This is a genomic window from Lysobacterales bacterium, assembly GCA_019634735.1.
Lineage (GTDB): Bacteria > Pseudomonadota > Gammaproteobacteria > Xanthomonadales > UBA2363 > Pseudofulvimonas.
The window spans coordinates 86,097-110,034 of the sequence record JAHCAT010000015.1 but is presented as its reverse complement, the minus strand read 5'-3'; the positions used below and the strand labels follow the sequence as shown (position 1 = coordinate 110,034).

Below are 23,938 nucleotides of genomic sequence, written 5' to 3'. Positions count from 1 at the left end.
CCGTCGCCAGCTCGGGACTCGGGACTCGGGACTCGGGACTCGGGACCCGGGAAGCGCGGCGCGCTGTGCTCCCCTCTCCCTCTGGGAGAGGGGCCGGGGGAGAGGGCCGGCACTTGCCATGATTTGCATCGTTGCCGGCCCGGCGGCGCGCGCTGGCCCGGACGGGCCTCTTCCCCGCCCCTCCCCCGCAAGCGGGGGAGGGGAGAAGTGCGGTGCCGTCGCCAGCTCGGGACTCGGGACTCGGGACTCGGGACTCGGGACTCGGGACCCGGGGCTCGGGATCCGGGGCTCGCGATCCGGGACTCGGGAAGCGCGGCGCGCTGTGCTCCCCTCTCCCTCTGGGAGAGGGGCCGGGGGAGAGGGCCGGCACTTGCCATGATCTGGATCGTTGCCGTCGCGGCGGCGCGCACTGGTCCGGGGAGAGCCCTACCCGGGACCTTTTTGGAATCATTGACTTTGAGCCGAACTTCTTGGGGTGCAAAGCACCCTGACGGTCGCCAAGCCGCCCCGGTTCCGGGTACAAGCGGGCAGCGCAGCGAGCTGCAGAGGTTTCTCCCCCACCCCTCCCCCGCAGGCCGGGGATGGGCGAAGTGCGGCGCCGTCGCATCGGCGACACGCCGCCTGGCAGCGAGCTGAAACACGACGCCAATCAGGTGCGGGAAAGAGGACAAGTGCGGCGCTGCGTCATGCCCGCCAGCGGGTGAGACGTGCGGTGCTGCGCCCAGGCCGGCAGGGGTGGCGGACCCCGGCGAGACGATCCGCGTCCGGTGCGGTCAGGTCTGGCTCAGTAGCGGGCGCCGCCCTGTCTTCCGTAGTCGGCCAGCACCGCGCAGGCCGCCTCCCGAGCGATGTCTCGGCGTACGGCGATGCCGCGTCGTTCCAGTTCGCCGGTCCAGTCGGCCGGCAGCGGGCCCTCGTCGAACTCGGTGAGCGCCATGACATCCTCGGCGCGCGCGCCGATCAGCAGGGTGTCGATGCCGGCCCAGAACGTGGCGCCGTAGCACTGGCAGCACGGCTGCGCCGAGGTCGCCAGGGTCCAGCCCGTACCGGTCTCGTTGAGGCGGGCGCGGCCGGTGGTCTGCTGGGCCAGCATGAAGGCGATGATCTCGGCGTGGGCCACCGAGCAGGACTGCGGCAGCACCAGGTTGACGCCGGCCGCGACCAGGCGGTCGTCCGGGTCGAACACCGCGGCCCCGAACGGTCCGCCGGTGCCGTGGCGGACATTGCCGCCGGCCAGGGCGATGGCCAGTGCGACCTTGGCCTCGTCGCCGGCGACAGCGGCGCCGCCGACCTGGTCTGCCACCCACCCGGGCAGGCGCAGCGACACCACCTGCGGCAGGGACGTGCTCACCGGGGGTCGGCTCCGCCTTCGGGCGGGGCCTGGTCGCCCGATAGGTTGCCGTCCGGGTCGGGGCCGCGCGCCTCGCAGCGATTGGCGACGCAAGCGCAGGCCTCGATCACCGGGAAGCCGCAGATGCCGGCCAGGCCGCGCTCGGCGCATTCGCGCGACACCGCGCCGGGATCGGGGCGCGAGTCGCTGTTGACGCATGCCGGGTAGTAGCCGCAGCAGTTGCCGACATCCATGACGGTGCACTGCGCGTCCTCGCTGCAATCGAAGCGCAGCCCTGCGTAACCGGCCAGCGGCGGCGAATCCAGGCCAGCGTGCGGCACCGGCTGTTCGAGCGGGGGCGGGGGCGGCGCGGCGGCGAAGTCGGGCACCGGCACCGCCGCGTCGCGGTCGCGGCTGCCTGCGCTGCAGCCGACGGCCAGCAGCGCAAGCACGAGGATCACCAGGCAACGGTAGGGACGCATGGGCGGGCTCGCAGTCAGGGTCGGTCGCGGGCAACGCGGCCAAAAAAGGGTGGCCGACGGGGCTGCGGAGTGGTCGCAGCCGGGCCGATCAGCCGCCGGCGCCGCCGGGCGCCAGCAGCACGAGGATACCAAGCACCGCGAAGGCCAGCGCCGCCAGCCGCCGGACCCAGGCCATCGGCAGGCGCTGCAGCAGCCAGTGCCCGGTGAACACGACCGGCGCGTTGGCGAGCAGCATGCCCAGCGTGGTGCCGGCGACCACCGCGAAGGCTGCCTCGTCGAATCGCGCTGCCAGCGCCACCGTGGCGAGCTGGGTCTTGTCGCCCATCTCGGCCAGGAAGAACACCACCACGGTCAGGCCGAACACACCCAGCCGGCTGGCGCTGGCGACCTTGCCCTCGTCGAGATGGTCGGCGTGCAGGGCCCACAGGGCCATCGCCAGGAACGCCAGGCCGACCAGCCAGCGCAGCACCTGCGGGTCGAGCCACTGCGCGAGCAGGGCGCCGACCGCGGTGGCCAGGGCATGGTTGAGCACGGTGGCCACGGCGATGCCGGCGATGATCGGCCAGGGCCGGCGGTAGCGCGCCGCCAGCAGCAAGGACAGCAGCTGGGTCTTGTCGCCGATCTCGGCCAGCGCAACAAGGCCGGTGGCGATCAGGAAGACGTCCACGACGATCGGGCCGGCCGCGACCGGGTCAGCCCGCGGCCCGCGCCCAGGTGTCGCGCAGGGTGACGGTGCGATTGAACACCGGCGCCCCCGGCGCATGGTCGCGACGGTCGGCGACGAAATAGCCCAGCCGCTCGAACTGCAGTCGCGACTCCGGCGTCACACCGGCCGCGCCCGGTTCCACCCAGCCGCGCTGCTCGCGCACCGAATCCGGATTGAGGTGGTCGCGGTAGCCCAGCCCCCCGGACTCGTCGTCCGGGTCAGCGACCTTGAACAGACGGTCGTACAGCCGGAAGGTCGCGGCCGTGGCATGACGGGCGCTGACCCAGTGGATGGTGCCCTTGACCTTGCGGTCGGTGCCTGGGCCGCCGGGACGGGTGTCCGGGTCCAGCGTGCAATGCACGGCGGTCACCTGGTCGCCGTCGTGCTCCACGCCGGTGCAGCGCACGATGCCGACGCCGCGCAGTCGCACTTCGCCGTCGGGCACCAGGCGGTGGAAGCCCTTGGGCGGGTCGACCATGAAGTCCGCCGCCTCGATCCACAGCTCGCGCGCGAACGGCACCTGGCGCTGCCCGAAGGACGCGTCCTTGGGGTGGTTGGCGAACACGAGCGACTCTTCGTGATCCTCGGCCAGGTTGTCGATGACCAGGCGCAGCGGCTCGATCACCGCCATCGCCCGCGGCGCGCTGGTGTCGAGATCCTCGCGCACGCAGCCCTCCAGCACCGAGAAGTCGATCACCGAGTTCTGCTTGGACACGCCGATCCGCTCGGCGAACAGGCGCAGCGAAGCCGGCGTGCAGCCGCGCCGCCGCATGCCCTGCAGGGTGGGCATGCGCGGATCGTCCCAGCCGCCGACCAGGCCCTCCTGGACCAGGGCCATCAGCTTGCGCTTGCTCATCACCGTGTAGTTGATGTTGAGGCGCGAGAACTCGATCTGGCGGGGCTTGGCGGCCTGGTCGGGCAGGCCGCGGTCGCGAAGGGGCGCCAGCAGCGCCGCATCCTGGTGCAGGCCGACGCGATCCACGCACCAGTCGTACAGCGGCCGGTGGTCCTCGAATTCCAGCGTGCACAGCGAGTGGCTGATGCCCTCGATGGCGTCGCTCAGGGCATGGGCGAAGTCGTACATCGGGTAGATGCACCAGGCGTCGCCGGTGTTCTGGTGGGGCACGTGCTTGATGCGGTACAGGGCCGGATCGCGCAGGTTGATGTTGCCGCTGGCCATGTCGATGCGGGCGCGCAGGGTGCGCGCGCCGTCGGGGAACTCGCCGGCGCGCATGCGCCGGAACAGGTCGAGGTTCTCCTCGACATTGCGCTCGCGGAACGGCGACGGCCGGCCCGGCTCGGTGAGGGTGCCGCGGTACTCGCGCACCTGGTCGGCGCTCAGGTCGCAGATGAAGGCGTCGCCCTGGCGGATCAGTTTCTCGGCGGCCAGGTAGAGCACCTCGAAGTAGTCCGAGGCGTGGCGCAGTTCGGACCACTCGAAGCCCAGCCAGCGCACGTCTTCCTTGATCGCCTCCACGTACTCGGGGTCTTCGCGGGCTGGATTGGTGTCGTCGAAGCGCAGGTTGCACACGCCGGGGAATTCGTCGGCCAGGCCGAAGTTCAGGCAGATCGACTTGGCGTGGCCGATGTGCAGGTAGCCGTTCGGCTCGGGCGGGAAGCGCGTGCGGATCGCCTGGTGCCGACCGCTGGCCAGGTCGTCGCGGATGATCTGGCGGATGAAATCGTTGCGGGGTTCGGCGCTCATGCGGGGGCGCGGTCGACCTTGAAAGGGGTCGCAATTCTACCGGACTCGGGAGCGGGGACCGGGGACCGGGGACCGGGGACCAGGGACCGGGGACCAGGGACCAGGGACTGGGAACCGAAGGTCGGGGTGGAGGATCGAAACTCGGAGCACGGAGCACGGAGCGCGGAGCACGGAGCACGGAGCACGGAACACGGAACACGGAACACGGAACACGGAACAGGGCAACTGATTGGCTCACGGTTGTCCGTGGACGCTGTGGTGGCGGGCAGGTCGGGGCCGGACAGGCTGTCGGCACGCGTCGTGGCGGCGGGTGGGCTAGGCTTGCGCGATGGACACCATCTGGCATCCGCCGACCCTGATCGAAGGCCAGCTTGCGCGCATGCGCCTGCAGGACGAGGGCATCGCCTGTCACCTGGCCGGGGAGCACCTCAGTGGCGGCCTGGGCGAGTTGCCGGCGTTCGGGCTGTACGCGCTGATGGTGGATTCGCGGCAGGCGTTGCGGGCGCTGGCGCTGCTGCGCGAATGGGGCCTGGTCGAGGACCAGGGCGGCGGCGACATCGAGGCCTGATCCCGGCCGGGCGCGCGGCTGGCCGCGGGCGCTTCGTCTGGGCGCCCGGCGCGGGCGTCTGGTCGGCCCACTGCGGGTGCCGGCTGGCACGGTCGCAGGCGAGGCGCTAGCGTCGCAGGTTCTTTGCCCACTAACGGATCGCCATGACCTCCACTTCCCGTTGGCTCGCCGCCGCGCTCGCGGCGTGTGCCTGCCCGGCGCTGCTGGCCGCACCGGCCGATGCCTGGCGCAGCAGCTACCAGCCCGCCGCCCATCCGCCCACCCTGATCCGCGGCGCCACCGCCCTGCTCGGCAATGGCGAGCGCCTGGAACAGGCCGACATCCTGCTGGTCGACGGCCGCATCGAGCGTATCGGCAGCGGCCTGTCCGCGCCGGCCGGCGCCATCGAGATCGACGGCCGCGGCAAGTGGGTGACGCCCGGGCTGATCGACGTGCACTCGCACCTTGGCGTGTATCCCTCGCCGGGCATGCAGGCGCACAGCGACGGCAACGAGATGACCAGCCCGGCGACACCGCAGGTCTGGGCCGAGCACGCGGTGTGGCCGCAGGACCCGGGCTTCCACACGGCGCTGGCCGGCGGCGTCACCGCCCTGCAGATCCTGCCCGGCTCGGGCAACCTGATCGGTGGCCGCGGCGTCACCCTCAAGAACGTGCCGGCGGTGACCTACCAGGAGATGAAGTTCCCGGACGCGCCGCAGGGCCTGAAGATGGCCTGCGGCGAGAACCCCAAGCGCTTCTACGGCGGCCGCGGCCAGGCGCCGATGACCCGGATGGGCAACGTCGCAGGCTATCGCGCGGCCTTCCAGGAGGCCAGCGAATACCGGCGCACCCTGCAGCGTCATTCGCAGCGCCAGCGCGACGGCGAGTCGCAGCCGCGCCGCCGCGGCAGAAGCGATGCCCCGCCGGTGGGCGGCGGCGGTCCGCTCGACACGCCCAAGCGCGACCTGCGCCTTGAGACCCTGGTCGGCGTGCTCGACGGCGAGATCCTGCTGCACGTGCACTGCTACCGCGCCGACGAGATGGCGGTGATGCTCGACCTGGCGCGCGAGTTCGAGTTCCGGATCGCCGCCTTCCACCATGGCGTCGAGGCCTACAAGCTGGCCGACACCCTGGCGCAGGAAGGCGTTTGCGGCGCGCTGTGGGCGGACTGGTGGGGCTTCAAGATGGAGGCCTACGACGCCATCAACGAGAACATCGCCCTGGTCGACCGTCCCGAGGGCGGCTGCGCGATCGTCCACTCCGATTCCTCCGAGGGCATCCAGCGGCTCAACCAGGAGGCGGCCAAGGTCATGGCGCACGCCGCCGAGGCCGGCATGGACATTCCGCCGGAGCGGGCGATCACCTGGCTGACCCGAAACGCCGCGCGCTCGCTGGGCATCGAGTCGCGCACCGGCACCCTGGAGGCCGGCATGATGGCCGACGTCGTGCTGTGGGACCGCAACCCGTTCAGCGTCTACGCGAAGGCCGACCAGGTGTTCGTCGACGGCGTGCTGCTGTACGACCGCGCCGATCCGCGCAGGCAGCCGCTGTCGGACTTCATGCTCGGCCAGGAGGGCGCACGATGATCGCCATGCTCGCAAGGACCCTGGCAGCCGCCGCGGCGGCGCTAGCCCTCACCCACACGGCGTCGGCGCAGGACGTTCTGATCCGCGACGCCCGCGTGCACACCGTCGCCGAGGCCGGCACCCTGGAGCGCGCCGACGTGCTGGTGCGTGGCGGCCGGGTCGCCGCCATCGGTGCCGGGCTGACGGCGCCGGAAGGCGTCGCCGTGGTCGACGCCGCCGGCCTGTCGCTGACGCCCGTGCTGTTCGGCGGCCTCAGTGGCCTGGGCATCGAGGAGGTCAGCGGCGAGGCTTCGACCGTCGATGGCAACCTGGCGCTGATGTCGCCGCAGAACGTGCCCGCGCACGAGCCGGCCTGGCGCCCGGAGTTCGACCTGATGCCGGCTTTCAACCCGCGCTCGGCGGCGATCGGCGTCAACCGCGTCGCCGGCATCGGCTGGACCGTGCTGGCGCCGGGCACCGTCGCCGGCGGCAGCTTCCTGGCCGGGCAGGGGGCCGCGGTCGTCCTCGACGGCCGCTTCGACGCCGAGCTGGAAGGCAGCCGCAGCCTGTTCATCAACCTCGGCGCCGATGCTTCGACGCTGTCTGGCGGCAGCCGTGCCGGCCAGTACATGCTGCTCGAGCAGGCCCTGCGCGAGGCGCGTCCGGCGCCGTCGCCGGGCATGATGCCGATGGTCCCCAGCCACGGCCTGCTGACGCCCCTGGGCCGCGAAACGCTGTCGCGCTACCTGCGCGGTGGTCGGGTGGTGTTCCATGTCGACCGCGCCAGCGACATCCGCCAGACCCTGGCGCTGGCGCAGCGCATGGGCGTGCAGCCGGTGATCGCCGGCGGCACCGAGGCCTGGATGGTCGCCACCGAGCTGGCCGCCGCGAAGGCGCCGGTGCTGCTCGACGCGCTGAACAACCTGCCCAGCAACTTCGACCAGCTCGGCGCCCGCCTGGACAATGCCGCGCGCCTGCACGCCGCCGGTGTGCCGGTGGCCTTCAGCCAGGGCGGCGACGCCACCCACAACGCCCGCAAGGTTCGCCAGCTGGCCGGCAACGCCGTCGCCAACGGCCTGCCCTGGGAGGCCGGGCTGGCCGGCCTGACTGCGGTGCCCGCGCAGGCCTTCGGCGTCGGCGACCGCCATGGGCGCATCGAGGTCGGCCGCAGCGCCGACCTGGTGCTCTGGACCGGCGACCCGCTGGAAGTGACCAGCGTCGCCCGGCAGGTGTTCTTCGCCGGCCGCGCGATCCCGATGCGCTCGCGGCAGACCGAGCTGCGCGACCGCTATCTGGCGCCGGCCGGGGCGCTGCCGCGGGCCTACTCCGGCAGCCGATGAGGAACAAGCGACCGGGATCCGCCCTTGCGGCGGGCCCGGTCGGATGGTCAGGCCCGCGGCCATTCGAGCGTGGACGCGCTGCGCTGGCGACCCTGACGATGCCGCCCGCGGCGGCGTCCGGCAAGGCGGGCAACGGGGCGGGGGACAGCGTCGCGCAGGCGACGCGGTCGCGGACCGGCCGGTTCAGCCGGCCAGGGTCGCGCAGTCGATCACGAAGCGGTACTTGACGTCGCTGCGCAGCATGCGCGCGTAGGCGTCCTCGATCTGGTTCGCGGCGATCACCTCGATGTCGGCGACGATGCCGTGCTCGGCGCAGAAGTCGAGCATCTCCTGGGTCTCCGGCAGGCCGCCGATCAGCGAGCCGGCGATCGCCTTGCGCCCGAACACCAGGTTGAAGACCCCCGGCGAGGGATGGCCATGCTCGGGCACGCCGACCAGGCACAGGGTGCCGTCGCGGCGCAGCATGCTGGTGTATGGATCCAGGTCGTGGCTGGCGGCGATGGTGTCGAGGATGAAATGGAAGCGCCCGGCATGGGCCTTGATCGCCCCGGGATCGCCGGTCAACACGACCTCGTCGGCGCCCAGCGCCAGGGCGGCCTCGCGCTTGTCGGCGCTGCGCGTGAACGCCACGGTGTGCGCGCCCATCGCCTTCGCGAGCTTGATGCCCATGTGGCCCAGGCCGCCGATGCCGGCGATGCCGACCGTCTGGCCGGGGCCGACGCGCCAGTGCCGGAGCGGCGAGTAGGTGGTGATGCCGGCGCACAGCAGCGGCGCCACCGCGGCGAGCTGGTCGGCCGGGTGGCGGATCGCCAGCACGAAGGACTCGTCGACGACGATGCGCTGCGCGTAGCCGCCCAGCGTGTGCCCGGGCGCCTCGTGGCAGGGGCCGTTGTAGGTGGCGACGAAGCCGTTCTCGCAGTACTGCTCAAGGCCCTGGCCGCAGCTCGCGCAGCGGCGGCAGCTGCCGACCAGGCAGCCGACCCCGACGGTGTCGCCGACCTTGTGGCGGGCGACCTCGGCGCCGACCGCGGCCACGGTTCCGACGATCTCGTGACCGGGTACGCAGGGATACAGGGTGCCCGGCCATTCCGAGCGCACCGTGTGCAGGTCGGAGTGGCAGACCCCGCACCAGGCGATGTCGATGACCACGTCGCGCGGGCCGGGCTCCCGGCGCTCGATGGCCATCCGGGTCAGGGGCTGGTCGGCGGCATGGGCGCCGTAGGCGTGCACGGTCATGGTGGGTTTCTCGGGTCGGTGACGTCGCCAGCTTGGCACAGTCGCAGCACCGCGGTGCGAGGGCTGGCGCAGGCGTGGCCGCGGGCGGGCTGCGGCAGAATGGGGCCGCCTTGAGGAGCCCCCGATGGACACACCGATCGCCCCGCAACTGCTCGGACCTGTGCTTGCCCTGGTCGCCTGGAGCCTGGTGGTCTGGGCCTGGATGTACGCGACCCGGCTGCCGGCGATGCGTGACGCTCGCATGCGGCCGGACCCGATGGCGCCGCGTGGCGCCCAGATGGCGACCCTGCCGGCGAAGGTGCGCTGGAAGGCCGACAACTACAACCATCTGATGGAGCAGCCCACGCTGTTCTATGCGGTGGCGATCAGCCTGGCGCTGCTCGGTCGCGGCGACACCTGGGTCCTGGCCCTGGCCTGGGCCTACGTCGGCCTGCGCGTCGCCCACAGCCTGGTCCAGTCGCTGTGCAACCACATCCCGAGCCGGTTCGCCCTGTTCGTGCTGTCCACCCTGCCGCTGATCGCCCTGACCGCGGTCGCTGCCTGGGCTCTGTGGGATCTGCGCGGCGCCTGATTGTCGCTAATGGGGAAACCGGGACTCGGGACTCGGGACCCGGGACCCGGGACCCGGAACTTCTCGTCGGTGGCCAGGCCGGTGCAAGCGGAGCAGTACGGCAGCGCGACCTCCTCGGCTGCCGCCGCATCGAGCGCCGTGTCCGCCGAATCCAGCAGAGGGTGTCTTTTCATCCGGCCCGTGACTGGATTGAGATTCAGAAGCGGCCAGAGCCGGACCCGCCCAACCCCCACCGCTTCCGCCGCTAGTCACCCCCCCCCTTGTTTTCCCACTCCTGATCCCCGATCCCGCTCCCCGGTCCCCGGTCCCCGCTCCCCGATCCCTGATCCCCGATCCCCGGTCCCCGATCCCCGCTCCCCGCTCCCCGGTCCCCGCTCCCCGCTCCCCGGTCCCCGGTCCCCGGTCCCCGGTCCCCAACCCCGAGTCCCGAGTCCCGAGTCCCGGGTCCCGGGTCCCGAGTCCCGGGTCCCGAGTCCCGAGTCCCGAGTCCCGAGTCCCGAGTCCCGAGTCCCGAGTCCCGAGTCCCGAGTCCCGAGTCCCGGGTCCCGGCCCCCACCAACTTGCCCCCACGCCCCCCATCCGCCACCATGGCCGGCTTTGCACGGCTGCGCCCCGCGGCCCGCGCCTTCCGGACACGATCATGGGCATCAAATGCGGCATCGTCGGCCTGCCGAACGTCGGCAAGTCGACCCTCTTCAACGCGCTGACCAAGGCCGGCATCGCGGCGGCAAATTTTCCGTTCTGCACCATCGACCCCAACGTCGGGGTGGTGCCGGTGCCGGATCCCCGGCTGGGCCAGCTGGCCGGCATCGTCAAGCCGCAGAAGGTGATCCCGACCTCGATCGAGTTCGTCGACATCGCCGGCCTGGTCGCCGGCGCCAGCAAGGGCGAGGGCCTGGGCAACAAGTTCCTGGCGCACATCCGTGAGGTCGATGCGATCGCCCACGTGGTGCGCTGCTTCGAGCACCCGGACATCGTCCATGTCGCCGGGCGCATCGATCCGCTGTCGGACATCGACACCATCGACACCGAGCTGGCGCTGGCCGACCTGGAGTCGGTCGAGAAGGCGCTGAACCGCGCCGAGCGCGCCGCCAAGGCCAACGACAAGGAGGCGATGGCGCGCCGCCCGGTGCTGGCGAAGCTGCAGGCTGCGCTCGCCGAGGGCCGCAGCGCGCGCAGCGCCGGGCTGGACGAGGAGGAGCGCGCCCTGGTGCGCGACCTGTTCCTGCTCACCCTGAAGCCGCTGATGTACATCGCCAACGTCCGCGAGGACGGCTTCTCCGACAACCCGCACCTGGACGCGGTGCGCGCCCGCGCCGCCGCCGAGGGCGCCGAGGTGGTGCCGGTATGCGCCGCCATCGAGGAGGAGATGGCCCAGCTCGACGACGCCGACCGCGACGAGTTCCTCAAGGACCTCGGCCTGGACGAGCCCGGCCTCAACCGCGTGATCCGCGCCGGCTACCGGCTGCTGGGCCTGCAGACCTACTTCACGGCAGGCGTCAAGGAGGTCCGGGCCTGGACCGTGCGCAAGGGCGCCACCGCGCCGCAGGCCGCCGGTGTGATCCACACCGATTTCGAGAAGGGCTTCATCCGCGCCGAGACCATGGCCTTCGACGACTTCGTGCGGCTGGGCGGGGAGGCCGGCTGCAAGGAAGCCGGGCGCCTGCGCCTGGAAGGCAAGGACTACGTGGTGCAGGAGGGCGACGTCCTGCATTTCCGCTTCAACGTCTGACGACTCTCAGGCCTGCGTGGCGCGCCACGCAGGCTGGGAAACAGGCAGACGACCGCATTCTCAGCGCTCTGAAAGGGCTGGCGGGGCAGTCTTGCAGCCCCGCCCGGCCGGTGGCCGATCACTCGAATCCGTGGGCGAAGATCAGGTCGTTGTCGGGCTCCACCACCACCGAATCGGTGTTGTTGCCCGGCACCGGGTCGGTCAGGCCGGCGCCGAGCACGGCGGTGGCGGTGTTGGCGATGGGCCCGAGCGTGCCGGGCGCGACCGTCCCGGTCGCGTTGAACACGACCTGCCCGCCGGGCGGCAGGTTGACCAGCTGGGTGATGTTGCCGCTGCCGGCTGCCGCGCAACTGGCGCCCCCCGTCGCCGCACAGGTCCAGGTCGCCCCGGTGAAGGCGGCCGGGAACAGGTCGACCACGGTGGTGCCGGGCGCCGCGGCCGGCCCGGCATTGCTGACCACCAGGGTGTAGGCGAGCGGGGCACCCGCGGTGTAGGCCGACGGGTGGGCGGCAAGACCCACCGCGACATCCGCCTCGGTGCTGGCGGCCTGGCAGTCGACCACAGCCCGGATCACCCAGTCGCCGGCGACGCCCAGGCTTTCGGCGCTGCGCCACTCGAAGCCGGCGCCGAAATTCGAATAGATCGAATTCCGTCCGGGCAGGATGCCGTTGGTGTCGCGCACCACGCTCGGGCCGACCACGAGCGGCGGCGCCTCGTCGAAGGTGAGCGCCACCACGAACGTCTCGTCCTGGGCGACCGGGACCAGGATCGGGATGACACTGTTCTCGTCCGTGTAGCGCCACTCGTTCAGTACGCCGTCGGTCAGCACCGGACCACCCACCGTCTCGACCACGACGCCGGGTGTCGGGAAGGTGCCGGCGCGGTGGATGCGCACCGCCTCGTGGATGATGGGCGCGGCGGTGCCGGACTGCGAACGCCAGAACACCTGGACGGCCACGATGTTGCCCGCGCACGGCGAGGTCAGCCACGAGCCGGCCGCGCCACCGGAAATGAAGCCGGTGACGATGATGGCCGTCCCGAAGTCGGTCAGCGAGTCGTTCTTCACGGTCACCTCCGCGGCCGTGGCGCCGCCCGCCGTGGCCAGGGCAAGCAGGCCCGCCAGCGTGTTCCTCATCATGGTTGTGTCCCCCACCGGTGCCCTCTCGGCACATCCGGGAGCCTATCGAAGGCCGGCGGGTGGTTTCCGCGAACTGATCGACAGTTGTCGGGCCGTAGGGCGGTGCGATCCTGCTGGGTCCGGCCGGGCCGGGCGGGCAAGGTTCCGTACGGGACACGAACCTGAACCGGGGTTCCAGGACCTGCCCGGTCTCGCCGCGGCCTTCACATCGGTCTGCCTAGCCTTGGCGCATGGATTCCGACGATCTCCACGCCGCCGACCGGACCCTGACCCTGCTTGCCGCCGCGCGCCGCGCCCACCCGCAGCCGCCCGCAGCGGGCAGTCCTGCCGAGCGCGATGGCCTGGCCCGCTTCGCCGAACTCTTCGCCGGCCTGCGCGAAGACCGGATCGAGCGCCTGGCCGACGGCGTCTACCACCCTGACGTGGTGTTCGACGACACCTTGAAGACCGTCCGCGGCATCGCCGCATTACGCGCCTATCTGATCGACGGGGCGCGCGCCACCGAGGACTGCCAGGTGGCCATCGACGAGGTCGTCCGCTCCGATGCCGGCGAGCACCTGCTGCGCTGGCGGATGATGATCCGCTTCCGCCGCTTCGCCAGGGGGCAGGACACCTGGAGCGCCGGCATGAGCCACTTGCGACTCGCGGCGGACGGTCGGGTGGCCTACCACCAGGACTACTGGAATGCGGCGCACGGGCTGTTCCAGTACGTGCCGGTGCTGGGCTGGGGCATACGGGCGATCACCCGGCGACTGTAACCTCGCACCTGACGGCTGCGCCGGCTTGCCCGGTATCGCCATCGCGGGGCGACCTGCCGCCCTGACCGCCCGCCCCGGGCGCCTTCACGCGGGTGGGCCGGGATAGAATCCGCCCCCGGATTCCGCTGCCGAGTGCGCCATGACCGCTGCCGTCCCCGCCGTCGCCCCCGCCGGGCTGCGCTCCCGCCTTGGCGCCTGGATCGAGTCGCCGCGCATCCAGGGTTTCATCATCGTCCTGATCCTGGTCAACGCGGTCACCCTGGGCCTGGAGACCTCGGCGCGCGCAATGGCGTCCTGGGGCGACTGGCTGGTGCTGGCCGACCGCGCGGTGCTCGGCGTGTTCGTGGTCGAGCTGCTGGTCAAGCTGTTCGCGTTCGGTCCCAGGTTCTTCCGGAACCCTTGGAACGTGTTCGACCTTGTCGTGGTCGGCATCGCCCTGGTCCCGGCGGCGGGACCGCTGTCGGTGCTGCGCGCGCTGCGCGTCCTGCGCGTGCTGCGCCTGATCTCGCTGATGCCGCGCCTGCGCTTCGTGGTCGGTGCGCTGCTCGCGGCGGTGCCCGGCATCGGCGCCATCGGCGGCCTGCTGCTGCTGGTCTTCTACGTGTTCGCGGTGATCGCCACCAAGCTGTTCGGTCCCGACTTTCCGGAGTGGTTCGGGACGCTCGGCGCCTCGCTGTACAGCCTGTTCCAGATCATGACCCTGGAAAGCTGGTCGATGGGCATCGTGCGCCCGGTGATGGCGGTGCATCCCTGGGCCTGGTCGTTCTTCGTGCCGTTCATCCTGGTCGCCACCTTCACCATCCTCAATCTGTTCATCGCGATCATCGTCGACACCATGCAGAAGATGCATGCCGAGGAGAAGGCGGAGACCGAACAGACGCTGCGGGCGATCACCCATGAGGAGGCCGAAGGCCTGGCGGCGCAGATCGTCCATCTGCGCCGCGAGGTCGGCGAGTTGCGCCGGTTCCTCGACCGCAGTTCCGGTCCGTCGGCCTGAGCCGCGCGCGGCGCAGGCTCAGGCGCGGCGGTCGGCAAGGCGTCGCAGCAGCGCCTCCAGCGCGGCGGTTTCGCCGCCGGCGCGGGACAGCGATTGCAGCGCGCCGGCGATCAGTTCGTCGGCGTGGCGGCGGGCGGCTCCGACGCCGAGCAGGGAGGTGAAGGTGGGTTTGCCACGGGCGCGGTCGGCACCGACCGCCTTGCCGGTCACCGCGCTGTCGCCGGTCTCGTCGAGCACATCGTCCTGGATCTGGAAGGCCAGGCCGAGATCGCGGCCGTACTGGTCCAGCGCCGAGTCCCGCGCGGGGTCGGCGGTGGCCGCGGCCAGGCTGCCCAGGCGCACCGCCGCCAGGATCAGCGCACCGGTCTTGAGCGCATGCATCTCCCGCAGGGTGGCGAGGTCGGCATCCCGGCCGACCAGGGCCAGGTCCAGCGCCTGGCCGCCGACCATGCCCAGGGCGCCGCTGGCGCGCGCCAGTTCCACGGTCTGCGCCAGGACCACCGGCGCCGGCAGTCCGGCCGCCAGGCCGCCGGCCAGCGTCCCGAAGGCGAGCGCCTGCAGGGCGTCGCCGGCCAGGATGGCGGTGGCCTCGTCGAAGGCGCGGTGCACCGTCGGCCGGCCGCGGCGCAGGTCGTCATCGTCCATCGCCGGCAGATCGTCGTGGACCAGCGAGTAGGCGTGGATCAGCTCGACCGCGCAGGCGGCAGAATCAAGCCGCGCCAGCGGCACGCCGCAGGCCTGGCCGCTGGCGTAGACCAGCAGCGGCCGCAGGCGCTTGCCGCCCCCGAGGACGGCGTAGCGCATGGCCTGTTCCAGGCGTCCTTCGCCGCCGGGCAGCAGCCGGGCCAGGGCGTCGTCGCAGCGTGCGCTCAGCGCATCGAGCAGGTCCGCCACCGGTGCGCGCGGCTCAGGAAGGATCGGCGTCGAACGGCGTGGCGCTGTCCGGATCGAGCGGATCGAGCAGCTGGCGCACCTTCAGCTCGGCCTGGTCGAGCGCGCTGCGGCATTGCCGGTACAGCGCGATCCCGCGCTCGAATGCGCCCAGGGAGTCGTCGAGGCCCAGCTCGCCCTCCTCCATCCGGCCGACCAGGGTCTCGAGCTCGCCCAGCGCCGATTCGAAATCGGCGACCGGCAGGGGGGCGTCGAGGCCCGGCGTTGATGCAGGGGCGCTGGCGGGGCTGGTTCGGGCCATGGCCGTCACGTTAAACGCGCTCCGGCATCCGGTCAATCGGCTCGAAGCGCAGCACGCTGCCGGACTGCGCCAGGCGGGCGGACAGCGCGGCGGAGGCGACCAGGTCGGCAAAGCCCGCCGCCGTGCCGTCCAGCCACAGCACCGGCCAACGCGCGCGCTGCCAGGGCGGCACCGCCTGCTCCTGGAGCACCAGGCGCAAGGGTCGGGTCGGACCGCCCGGCGTCAGCCTGAAGGCCTCGCCGCCGCGCCGCGAGCGGACCTGCATGGCCAGCGCGGTGGCGGGTTGGGGGTCGAGCAGCAGCTGCCCGCAGGGCAGCTCGAGCGGTTGCCGGCCGTCCCAGTCGATCGCGTAATCGAGCGGCTGGTCGCCCCCGGGCGGCAGCAGGTACAGGTACTGCCGGTATCGGCGCAGGACCGCGCCAGGCAGGACCAGGCGGGGCGAGGCATCGACCGCGGCGCCGGCCAGCTCCCGCTCGACGCGTGCCAGGCGGTCGGCGCCGATGTCGTGGATGTCCAGCGCCGACAGCCATAGGCGCAGCGCCGCCCAGCGCGCTGGACGCGGGGCGCCGGCCAGTGCCGGCCAGGCGAGCACGCGCGGATCCGGACCCCGTGCCCGTTCCAGCAGGTCAGCCCCGGTGGCGCGTTCCAGGTCGCGCGCATCGGCCAGGCGCCGGGCGCTGCGCGAGAGGGCGGCGGCCGCATCCGGCCAGCGCTGGCGCAGTGCCGGCATGACCACCTCGCGCAGATGGTTGCGTTCGAAACGGGGTGAGAGATTGCCGGGATCCTCGACCCAGGACAGACCGCGGGCGGTCGCCCACGCCGCCAGCGTCTGGCGATCGATGCCAGGCCGACCGGCCGGCTCGTCGCCCAGCCAGGGTCGCCAGACCCGGAGTCCGTCGGAGCCACCATCGCGCCAGCCGGCCATCGCCGACAGGCCGGTCGCGCCGGCGCCGTGCAGAAGGCGCAGCAGGACCGTCTCCGCCTGGTCGTCGAGATGGTGGCCAAGCACCAGCACGGCGCCCTCTTCGCAGTCGTCGCGGAAAGCCTGCCAACGGGCTTCCCGCGCGGCAGCTTCCAGCCCCCGACCGGCTTCCACGACGGTCATCTTCCGGGTGTGCAGGGCCACGTCCAGGTCCGCGCAGACGCGGGCGCAGTGCGCGGCCCAGCCGGACGACGCCGGATGCAGGCCATGGTCGACGTGGATCGCCGCCAGGCCGCGCCGGCGGGCCGCCGGCAGCGCCGCCAGGGCGTGGAGCAGCACCGTGGAGTCCAGCCCACCGCTGAAGCCGACCCTCAAGGGTCCCTCCGGCAGGTCGGCCAGGCCGCGCGCCAGCAGGTCGGAGGGATCGATGGCCATGGCCGGCGCCGGCGCCTCAGCGCAGCGCCACGGGCCGGGGAGCGCCGCCTGCAGGAGGTGCTCCCCGGCTGCGGGGGGCTGCCGCCACGTCAGTCGCCCAGGTGCGCGCCGTAGCCGCGCAGCCGGGCGTAGCGCTGCGCCACGAGTTCGTCGCGGGTCAGGCGTTCCAGCGCCGCGAGCTCCTCGAGCAACGCCTCCTTCAGGCGGTCGGCCATGCCGTTGGGGTCGCGGTGGGCGCCGCCCAGCGGCTCGGGCAGCACCCGGTCGACCAGCCCCAGTTCGAGCAGGCGGGCGGAGGTGATGCCCAGGGCCTCGGCGGCGTCCTTGGCCTTCTCGGCGGTCTTCCAAAGGATCGAGGCGCAGCCCTCCGGGGAGATCACCGAATAGGTGGCGTTCTCCAGCATCAAGGTGCGGTCGCCGACGCCGATCGCCAGGGCGCCGCCGGAGCCGCCCTCGCCGATCACCGTGCACACCACCGGCACGCGCAGGCGCGACATCACCAGCAGGTTGCGGGCGATCGCCTCGGACTGGCCGCGTTCCTCGGCGCCGACCCCGGGATAGGCGCCGGGCGTGTCGATGAAGGTGAGCACCGGCAGGCCGAAACGCTCGGCCAGTTCCATCAGGCGCAGCGCCTTGCGGTAGCCCTCCGGCCTGGGCATGCCGAAGTTGCGGCGGATCTTGCTCTTGGTGTCGCGGCCCTTCTGGTGGCCGATGACGACCACGGCGCGGCCGTCGATGCGGGCCAGGCCGCCGACGATCGCGGGGTCGTCGGCGTAGGCGCGGTCGCCGGCCAGTTCCTGGAACTCCTCGCAGATCCGTCCCAGGTAGTCCAGCGTGTAGGGGCGCGCGGGATGGCGGGCGAGTTGCGCCACCTGCCAGGGCGTGAGCGCCGAGAAGATCTGCCGCGTGCGCGCCTCGAGCTTGGCCTTGAGCTTGCCCACCTCGTCGTCGATGTCGACCGAGCTGCCGTGGCTGGTCTGGCGAAGATCGGCGATCTTCGCCTCAAGTTCGGCGATCGGCTGCTCGAAATCGAGGACGTTCGGATTCATCGGCGGGCGGGTCGGGACCAGCGGGCGAGTATACCAGCGGGGCCCCGATGCGCCCGGCCAGCCAGCCCGGCCGCTGCCAGGGGCGGCTGCGACCCGCCGGGCCCCGCTCCGGACGGCCAGGCGTCGCCGGGGGGCTCGAAAAGCGACCGGGACGGAGGCTTCGCAACCTAACGCCGGGGGGCGGACCTGGCCGGCGTGATTTGCCCACGGGGGATTCGGGAAGCCGCAACAACGGCCGCCGATCTCCGCGCCAGGACACGCCCCTGCTCGTGTTGGCTGGAGCGGCCCCGTGGCAACCGCAGCGCCAGGGTCGAGCGGGGCGCTGCCGGGGCCACGACGCGACCTCGACGGCCTCGCCATGGACCCTCCTGGAACGCCCGGCCTACTGCGCCTGCGCCAGCCGCTCCGCCAGCGCATCCTCGGACTCGACCGGAGCGGCGGCGCGAACGCCGCCGTGTCCGTGTCCGTTGCCGAGCTGACCGGCCCGACGCACCCGAAGCTCCAGACCGGTGACTCCGGGCAGGCTGCGCAGGCGGTCGAGCAGGTCGGTCCGCATGCGCAGCCCCCAGTCGGGTCCGGGCATCAGGTCGCCGCGTCCGGCGCAGGTGCGAACGCGCAGGCGCAGGGCGCAGGGGCCGGTGCCGGCGGCGCGCAGTTCGGCAAGCACCGCGGACAGGTCGGCGTCGCCGTCGAGATCCAGCAGCAGGGTCTGGGCATGGCGGTCGAGCGCCTCGTCGAGATCGATGACGTGCCGCCCGCGCACCTGCACGCCGCCGTTGAAGTGGTCGGGCGCGAGCATGCCCTCGACCAGGACGATGCGGTCGCGGGACAGCCGCGGCGCGTTGTCCAGCCAGCTCTCCCGGAAGAAGCTGACCTCGATGCGGCCGCTCCAGTCCTCGATCGGCACGAACGCCCTGGCATCGCCGCGCGGGCGGACCTCGGTGACCAGCCCGGCGATCACCACGGGCACGCCGCGGGCTCCGCCGCCCTCGCCCTGCCGGAAATCGCCACGCGCCGGCCCGGCGGCCTTGAGCAGTTCCTCGATGCGCCCCACCGGCGTCGGCACCAGTTGTTCCAGGATCGTCCGGTATTCGCTGGTGGGATGGCCGCTGAGGTACCAGCCCAGCGTTTCCCGCTCGGCGGCCAGGCGTTGCCGCAGCGGCCAGTCGGCCTGGGTGGGCGTCGACAGGCCGGGACCGGCACTGCCCGCGACGGGCATGCCGAACATGTCGTGCTGGCCCGCGGCGCGGTTTGCCTGGTCCTGCTCGGCCAGGCGCATCGCCTCCGGGAGCTGCGCCATCAGCGTCGCCCGGTTCGCCGCCAGGCCGTCGCAGGCGCCGGCCTGGATCAGGGTCTCCAGCACCCGGCGGTTGAGCTTGCCGGGGTCGACGCGCTGGCACAGCGAGGCGAGGTCGTCGAAGGCGCCACCGCTCTCGCGCGCGGCGATGATCGCCTCGGCCGCACCCTGGCCGACGCCGCGGATGGCGCCCAGACCGTAGCCGATCCGTTGCCGGTCCAGGGCCTGGAACCGGAAGCCGGACTGGTTGACGTGGGGCGGCTGCAGTGCCAGGCCCATGGCGCGGGTCTCGTCGATGAAGCCGACCAGCTTCTCGGTCTTGTCCATGTCCGAAGACAGCACGGCGGCCATGAAGTCGGCCGGATGGTGCGCCTTCAGCCAGGCGGTGTGGTAGGCGACCAGGGCGTAGGCGGCGGCGTGCGACTTGTTGAAGCCGTAGCCGGCGAACTTCTCCATCTGGTCGAACACCGCGTCCGCCACGTGCGGCGCGATGCCGTTGGCCTGCGCGCCGCTCCGGAAGATCTCCCGCTGCTTGGCCATCTCCTCGGGCTTCTTCTTGCCCATCGCCCGGCGCAGCAGGTCGGCGCCGCCCAGGGAGTAGCCGCCCAGGGCCTGGGCGATCTGCATCACCTGTTCCTGGTAGACCATGATCCCGTAGGTCGGCCCCAGGATCGGTTCCATCCGGGCATCCAGGTACTCCACGCGCTGACGCCCGTGCTTGCGCTCGACGAAGTCCGGAATCAGGTCCATGGGCCCGGGCCGGAACAGCGAAACCAGGGCGATCAGGTCCTCGAAGCGGTCCGGCAGCGCCTGCTTGAGCATCTTGCGCATGCCAGCGGACTCGAACTGGAACACGGCGACGGTGTCGCCGCGGGCGAACAGTTCGTAGCTTTCGCGGTCGTCCAGGGGCAGCCGTGCCAGGTCCACCGACGGCTCGCCGGCGGCGGCGCGCCGCTGGTTGAGCGACTTCACCGCCCAGTCGACGATGGTCAGCGTGCGCAGGCCCAGGAAGTCGAACTTGACCAGGCCGATCGCCTCGACGTCGTCCTTGTCGAACTGGGTGACCGGGTTGTGGCCGCCCGGCTCGGCGTGCAGGGGGCAGAACTCGCTCAGCGGCGCCGGCGCGATCACCACGCCGCCGGCGTGCTTGCCGGCGTTGCGCGCCAGGTTCTCCAGTTTCAGGGCCAGGTCGAGGAGGTCGCGGACCTCGTCCTCGTCGCGGTAGCGGGCGATCAGCTCGGCGCTGGCCAGGTCGCGGTCGGCCTGTGCCTTTTCCGAGCGGCCCAACGCGTCGTCGAGGGTGACGCCCAGGGTCATCGGGATGAGCTTGGCGATGCCGTCGACGAAGCCGTAAGGGTGGCCAAGCACGCGGCCGCAGTCGCGCACCACGGCCTTGGCGGCCATGGTGCCGTAGGTGATGATCTGGCTGACCTGGTCGCGGCCGTATTTGTGGGCCACATAGTCGATCACCTCGTCGCGCCGGTCCATGCAGAAGTCGATGTCGAAGTCGGGCATCGACACACGTTCCGGATTGAGGAAACGCTCGAACAGCAGGTCGTACGGGATCGGGTCGAGGTCGGTGATGCCCAGCGACCAGGCGACCAGCGAGCCGGCGCCCGAGCCGCGGCCGGGGCCCACCGGAATGTCGTTGCGCTTGGCCCAGTTGATGAAGTCGGCGACGATCAGGAAGTAGCCGGGGAACCCCATCTGGACGATCACGTCCAGTTCGCGCCGCAAGCGCTGCCGGTAGTCGTCGGCCCCGTGGCCGTGCGCCGGCGCGGCCGCCCTCAGCCGTTCGTCGAGGCCGCGGTCCGCCTCGTGGCGGATCCAGCTGTCCAGGGTCTGGCCTTCCGGTACCGGAAAGGCCGGCAGGTGGTAGGTGCCCAGGGCCAGCTCCAGCGTGCAGCGCCGGGCCAGTTCCACAGTGTTGTCGAGCAGCTCGGGGAGGTCCGCGAACAGTTCGGCCATCTCGGATGGCGAACGCAGGTACTGGCCGGCGCTGTACTCGCGCGGCCGCCGGGGATCGCCCAGCACGCGGCCGCTGGCGATGCACACGCGCGCCTCGTGCGCCTCGAAGTCGTCCTGGTCCAGGAAGCGCACGTCGCTGCTGGCCAGGACCGGCAGACCCGCGCTGGCGGCCAGATCCAGCGCCGGGCCTTCCCAGAGCGCTTCCTGGGCCCGGCCGGTTCGGCTGACCTCCAGGTAGAGGCGATCCCCGAAGCGCCGCTGCCAGCGCTCCAGGAGTTTCACCGCCTCGCCTTCGCGTCCGGCAGCCAGGCTGCTGGCGACATTGCTGGCCGGCCCGAGCAGGACGAACAGGTCGTCGCCCTGCTCGACCAGCCACGAGGGCGGCAGCACCGGCAGGTCGTCGACCCGCGGCGCTTCCAGCCAGGCGCGGGTCAGCAGGCGCGACAGCGCCCGGTAGCCAGCGGTGTTGCGGCACAGGACGGTGGCGCGCGCCGGCCGGTCGTGTTCGCGGACCGGCGCCAGGCGCAGGTCGCAGCCGGCGATCGGCTGCACGCCGGCGGTCTCGCAGGCGCGGTAGAACTTGACCAGGCCGAACAGGTTGGCCTCGTCGGTCAGGGCGACCGCCGGGGTGCCCAGCTCGACGCTCCGGCTGACCAGGTTCGGGCGGTCGGCCGCCTTTTTCGGCAGGCCCAGCTCGGGCTTGCCGGGCAGCCGGATCGTCGAATCCACCAGGGAGAACTCGCTGTGGACGTGCAGGTGGACGAACGGCCGCGCCATTGCCCGGATGATAGCCCATTCGATTTGCGGCCCAGGCCCGACAGCGGCCGAGCAGGTGCCGCGGATCGGCATCCGGTATCCGAAGGCGGCGCGCGCCCCGACCGGGCCGCGCTCAGCCGCGCCAGACACGGCCGCCACGGGCGCACGCCTGGTCGCGCCGGTGGCGCCAGCACTGATTTCCGCCGGCCGTTCGCCGGGAGCGCGTGCGCCGCCGCCGTCGACTGGCTTCGACGCAATGGTCGGCTACGGGGGCAGCGGCAGCGCCTGGACCAGGCAGGCACGGACCGGCGCGAAGCTGCGCCGGTGGACCGGGCAGGGGCCCAAGCGCGCCAGGGCACCCAGGTGGTCGGCGGTGGGGTAGCCCTTGTTAACGGCGAATCCGTAGCCGGGATGGCGGTCATCGAGCTCGACCATCCGCCGGTCTCGGTGCACCTTGGCCAGGATGGAGGCGGCGGACACCGCGGGCTCGCTGCGGTCGCCTCCGACGATCGCGCGCGCCGCGCAGGGCAGGCCGGGTGGCAAACGGTTGCCGTCGATCAGGGCCATCGCCGGCGCAACCGGCAGCGCCCGGAGGGCGCGTTCCATGCCAGCCAGGGTTGCGGCCAGGATGTTGCAGCGATCGATTTCCTCCGGCTCGACCTCGACCACCGCCCAGGCGAGCGCTTCGGCATGGATCGCCAGGGCCAGCCGTTCGCGGCGGGCCGGGGTCAGCACCTTGGAGTCGGCCAGCCCGGCGATCGTCCGTCGTGGATGCAGGATCACCGCCGCGACCGTGACCGGCCCCGCCAGGGGCCCTCGTCCTGCTTCGTCGACACCGGCGACCAGATCTTCCCCGGAGCCGCCTGCACGCCCCGCGAGCTCGTCGCCGGGATCCGACGCGCGATGGCCGGTGTCGGTCATGGCCGCGTGCGTCCCAGCAGGTCGTCGAGCGCGGCCGCCGCGGCCGCGGCGCTGCCGCCGGGGGCGCCCAGCCGGGCATGGATCGCATCGAAGCCCGCCACCTGGCGGTCGCGGGCTTCGGCCTGGTCCAGCAAGCGTTCGAGCTCCGCGCGGATGCGCAGCGGCTCGCAGTCGTGCTGGATGAGTTCCGGCACCAGGGCCGCATCGGCCAGCACGTTGGGCAGGGAGAACCGGCTGATCTTCAGCAGCCGCAGGGCCCGGACCAGGGTGTAGGTGGCGCCGGCGATCCGGTAGCCGACCACCATCGGCCGCTTGGCCAGGGCCGCTTCCAGGGCCGCGGTGCCGGACGCCAGCAGGACGACGTCGCTGGCCACCAGCGCCGCATGCCCCTGGCCGTCGACCAGGCGGATGCCGGGGTCGGATCCCGCCGTCAGCAACTGTTCCAGGGCGGCGCGGCAGGCCGGGTTGGCCGCTGGCACCAGAACGGCCAGGTCCGGGCGGTCCGCGCGCAGCGCCCGGGCCGCGGCCAGGAAGGGCGGTGCAAGCCGGCGGATCTCGCCCAGCCGCGAGCCCGGCAGCACGGCAAGCACGGCGGCGCCAGGCTCGACGCCGAGCGCCTGCCTCGCCGCGTCGCGGTCGGACCGGTGCGGAAAGCGGTCGGCCAGGGGGTGGCCCACGAAGCGCGCATCGACCCCATGGCGGGCATAGATCGCCGGCTCCATCGGAAACAGGCACAAAACGCGGTCGACGCTGGTCGCCATGCGCGCGGCACGCCGCTCCCGCCAGGCCCACACCGAGGGGCTGACGTAGTGCGCGGTGGCGACGCCGACGCGCTTCATGCGCGCTTCCAGGCCCAGGTTGAAATCCGGTGCGTCGATGCCGACCACCAGATCGGGTCGCCAGTCCGCCAGCCGCGCCAGCAGGGACCGGCGGAAACGGAGCAGGCGGGGCAGGTGGCGCAGCACCTCGAACAGGCCCATCACCGCCAGCGGCGCGTAGTCGGACCACAGCTGGACGCCGGCTGCGGCCATCCTCGGACCGCCGACGCCGGCCAGTTGCGCGCCGGGCCAGCGCGCCGCCAGCGCCGAGGCGAGCTCGCCGCCGAGCTGGTCACCGGAGGCCTCCCCGGCGATCAGGGCGATCCGGGGCGGACGGTTGTCTGCGCTGCCTGCCGCGCCGGTGTTCACCGCGGCATCCCCGGCGCGGCGACTGGCGGATCTTGTCGGTCAGGCCCGGTCGGCGCCGGATGCGAGGCGACTTCGTCGCCTGCCTTGCGGAATGTCCGTGCGCT

The 23,938-nt window shown here is 72.4% G+C and carries 19 protein-coding genes; 7 read left to right on the top strand and 12 right to left on the bottom strand.

All coding sequences use genetic code 11. The features are described 5' to 3' along the window. Window positions 1–784: 784 nt before the first annotated feature. The 3 genes from KF823_14030 to KF823_14020 all read right to left on the bottom strand — a co-directional run bounded on the left by KF823_14030 (window position 785) and on the right by KF823_14020 (window position 4,223). Window positions 785–1,501, bottom strand: a complete 717-nt coding sequence (locus tag KF823_14030; protein MBX3727023.1) for a nucleoside deaminase — start codon at window positions 1,499–1,501, stop codon at window positions 785–787. Between the two features lie 399 nt (window positions 1,502–1,900). Continuing rightward, the gene (locus KF823_14025; protein MBX3727022.1) at window positions 1,901–2,575 is read right to left on the bottom strand and encodes a TMEM165/GDT1 family protein; all 675 of its coding nucleotides are present in this window, start codon (window positions 2,573–2,575) and stop codon (window positions 1,901–1,903) included. Then, window positions 2,505–4,223: a glutamine--tRNA ligase/YqeY domain fusion protein gene (locus KF823_14020; GenBank protein MBX3727021.1), complete on the bottom strand. Its 1,719-nt coding sequence runs from the start codon at window positions 4,221–4,223 to the stop codon at window positions 2,505–2,507. The genes KF823_14025 and KF823_14020 overlap by 71 nt, the downstream gene beginning before the upstream one ends. A 328-nt stretch (window positions 4,224–4,551) precedes the next feature. On the opposite strand from KF823_14020, the gene KF823_14015 reads away from it, so the two are divergent. The 3 genes from KF823_14015 to KF823_14005 all read left to right on the top strand — a co-directional run bounded on the left by KF823_14015 (window position 4,552) and on the right by KF823_14005 (window position 7,675). Next, complete coding sequence (locus KF823_14015; protein MBX3727020.1) at window positions 4,552–4,791, top strand: DUF2007 domain-containing protein; 240 nt, start codon at window positions 4,552–4,554, stop codon at window positions 4,789–4,791. A 143-nt stretch (window positions 4,792–4,934) separates the two neighbouring features. Next, window positions 4,935–6,356, top strand: a complete 1,422-nt coding sequence (locus tag KF823_14010; GenBank protein ID MBX3727019.1) for an amidohydrolase — start codon at window positions 4,935–4,937, stop codon at window positions 6,354–6,356. 5 nt (window positions 6,357–6,361) lie between these two features. Then, a complete protein-coding gene (locus KF823_14005) occupies window positions 6,362–7,675 on the top strand; it encodes an amidohydrolase family protein (protein ID MBX3727018.1) in 1,314 nt (437 codons plus the stop codon). A gap of 183 nt (window positions 7,676–7,858) precedes the next feature. On the opposite strand, the gene KF823_14000 is transcribed toward KF823_14005, so the two are convergent. After that, window positions 7,859–8,911 carry an NAD(P)-dependent alcohol dehydrogenase gene (locus KF823_14000; GenBank protein ID MBX3727017.1) on the bottom strand — a complete coding sequence of 351 codons (1,053 nt, stop codon included), beginning with the start codon at window positions 8,909–8,911 and terminating at the stop codon, window positions 7,859–7,861. Window positions 8,912–9,035: 124 nt separating this feature from the next. Here KF823_14000 and KF823_13995 point away from each other — a divergent pair, with 124 nt between their 5' ends. Both KF823_13995 and ychF read left to right on the top strand, forming a co-directional pair. Then, entirely contained in the window at window positions 9,036–9,482 is a 447-nt protein-coding gene (locus tag KF823_13995; protein MBX3727016.1) for an MAPEG family protein, read from the top strand. Window positions 9,483–10,122: 640 nt separating this feature from the next. Beyond that, on the top strand, window positions 10,123–11,214 hold the full coding sequence (gene ychF / locus KF823_13990; GenBank protein MBX3727015.1) for a redox-regulated ATPase YchF: 1,092 nt from the start codon (window positions 10,123–10,125) through the stop codon (window positions 11,212–11,214). A gap of 118 nt (window positions 11,215–11,332) precedes the next feature. Here ychF and KF823_13985 read toward each other — a convergent pair whose 3' ends face one another. Then, window positions 11,333–12,352: a DUF11 domain-containing protein gene (locus KF823_13985; GenBank protein ID MBX3727014.1), complete on the bottom strand. Its 1,020-nt coding sequence runs from the start codon at window positions 12,350–12,352 to the stop codon at window positions 11,333–11,335. Between the two features lie 230 nt (window positions 12,353–12,582). On the opposite strand from KF823_13985, the gene KF823_13980 reads away from it, so the two are divergent. Both KF823_13980 and KF823_13975 read left to right on the top strand, forming a co-directional pair. Beyond that, on the top strand, window positions 12,583–13,110 hold the full coding sequence (locus KF823_13980) for a nuclear transport factor 2 family protein (protein ID MBX3727013.1): 528 nt from the start codon (window positions 12,583–12,585) through the stop codon (window positions 13,108–13,110). Between the two features lie 139 nt (window positions 13,111–13,249). Beyond that, window positions 13,250–14,107 carry an ion transporter gene (locus tag KF823_13975; protein ID MBX3727012.1) on the top strand — a complete coding sequence of 286 codons (858 nt, stop codon included), beginning with the start codon at window positions 13,250–13,252 and terminating at the stop codon, window positions 14,105–14,107. 18 nt (window positions 14,108–14,125) lie between these two features. Here KF823_13975 and KF823_13970 read toward each other — a convergent pair whose 3' ends face one another. The 7 genes from KF823_13970 to lpxB all read right to left on the bottom strand — a co-directional run bounded on the left by KF823_13970 (window position 14,126) and on the right by lpxB (window position 23,789). Continuing rightward, window positions 14,126–14,911, bottom strand: coding sequence for a polyprenyl synthetase family protein (locus KF823_13970; protein MBX3727011.1), 786 nt, complete (start codon window positions 14,909–14,911; stop codon window positions 14,126–14,128). Window positions 14,912–15,014: 103 nt separating this feature from the next. Then, window positions 15,015–15,299 carry an exodeoxyribonuclease VII small subunit gene (locus tag KF823_13965; protein MBX3727010.1) on the bottom strand — a complete coding sequence of 95 codons (285 nt, stop codon included), beginning with the start codon at window positions 15,297–15,299 and terminating at the stop codon, window positions 15,015–15,017. A gap of 10 nt (window positions 15,300–15,309) precedes the next feature. Continuing rightward, window positions 15,310–16,656, bottom strand: coding sequence for a tRNA lysidine(34) synthetase TilS (gene tilS, locus KF823_13960; protein MBX3727009.1), 1,347 nt, complete (start codon window positions 16,654–16,656; stop codon window positions 15,310–15,312). 89 nt (window positions 16,657–16,745) lie between these two features. Further along, window positions 16,746–17,705, bottom strand: coding sequence for an acetyl-CoA carboxylase carboxyltransferase subunit alpha (locus tag KF823_13955; GenBank protein ID MBX3727008.1), 960 nt, complete (start codon window positions 17,703–17,705; stop codon window positions 16,746–16,748). A gap of 382 nt (window positions 17,706–18,087) precedes the next feature. Beyond that, window positions 18,088–21,747 carry a DNA polymerase III subunit alpha gene (gene dnaE, locus KF823_13950; protein MBX3727007.1) on the bottom strand — a complete coding sequence of 1,220 codons (3,660 nt, stop codon included), beginning with the start codon at window positions 21,745–21,747 and terminating at the stop codon, window positions 18,088–18,090. 243 nt (window positions 21,748–21,990) lie between these two features. Continuing rightward, complete coding sequence (locus tag KF823_13945; protein ID MBX3727006.1) at window positions 21,991–22,647, bottom strand: ribonuclease HII; 657 nt, start codon at window positions 22,645–22,647, stop codon at window positions 21,991–21,993. Beyond that, complete coding sequence (gene lpxB / locus KF823_13940; GenBank protein MBX3727005.1) at window positions 22,644–23,789, bottom strand: lipid-A-disaccharide synthase; 1,146 nt, start codon at window positions 23,787–23,789, stop codon at window positions 22,644–22,646. Before lpxB ends, KF823_13945 begins: the two co-directional genes overlap by 4 nt. Window positions 23,790–23,938: the final 149 nt, after the last annotated feature.